1 protein-coding gene is annotated in these 885 nt (G+C 74.4%); it reads right to left on the bottom strand.

Annotation, left to right across the window (positions count from 1 at the left end; all coding sequences use genetic code 11):
- A partial coding sequence (locus D588_RS0113100; protein ID WP_043084792.1) for an AMP-binding protein occupies positions 1 to 807 on the bottom strand: 807 nt, incomplete at its 3' end.
- Positions 808 to 885 lie beyond the last annotated feature (78 nt).

Genomic DNA, 885 nt, shown 5'->3' with positions numbered 1-885 from the left:
GGCCAGTTCCTGCGCCAGCGGCGCGGTGGCCGAGACGATGCCGGCCAGCGGCGGCAGGGCGACGCCGGATTCGACCAGCGCGCGCAGATGCACCGGCGTGGTCACCAGCAGCCGCGGCGCCGGCAGCTGCGCCAGCGCGCGGGCCACGTCCTCGGGAAAGAACGGCCGACCGGCGTGCACCGCCAGCGGCGTCACCAGCGGCAGCAGGATCGACAGCTCCATACCGTACATGTGCTGCGGCGGCACCGTCGCCACCACCTGCGGCACCGCCGTGTCCGGCCACAACCCGACCAGCGCCAGCAGGTCCTGGCGGGTGCTGGTGAGGAAGCTGCCCCAGGTCTTGGGATTGGGCTTGGGCGCGCCGGTGCTGCCGGAGGTGAAGCCGATCGCCACCAGCGCGTCGTCGGCCAGCTGCGGCATCGGCCCGTCCAGCGACGGCAGCGCGTCCGGCAACTGCCAGTAGCGCGGCGGCGGCTCGGCCAGCGCCAGGTCGCCCAGGCAGTAGCAGTCGGCATGGGTGCGCTGCACCTCGGCCACCACCGCCGGCGCGCGCGAGGACGGCAGCAGCGAGGTCTGCCCGCGCAGCGCCACCGCGCAGAACGCGACCATGAAGCGGTAGCGGTCCTCGCACAGGTTCAGCGCGTGCCGGCCGGCCGGCAGCACTGCGGCCAGCCCGCGCACGTGGCCAAGGAAGGTGGCCAGGTCGATGTGTTCGCCGTTGGCGAAGGCCAGCGGACGCTGCGCGTCGCCGACAGCCAGCGGATGCAACAGGGACGAAGCGGGAATCTCGGAGGAAACGGCGGACATGCGGGGCGGCGGCTCGGGCGGGCGATGACCCGCACGGCGCGGGAGCCGGTAGCTTGGCCGCCACCGCCGCCGCTGGCA

This window comes from Xanthomonas sp. SHU 308 (assembly GCF_000364645.1).
In the GTDB taxonomy this organism is placed as follows: domain Bacteria; phylum Pseudomonadota; class Gammaproteobacteria; order Xanthomonadales; family Xanthomonadaceae; genus Xanthomonas_A; species Xanthomonas_A sontii.
The sequence above is the reverse complement of the archived record's forward strand: the minus strand, read 5'-3'. Positions and strand labels throughout refer to the sequence as shown.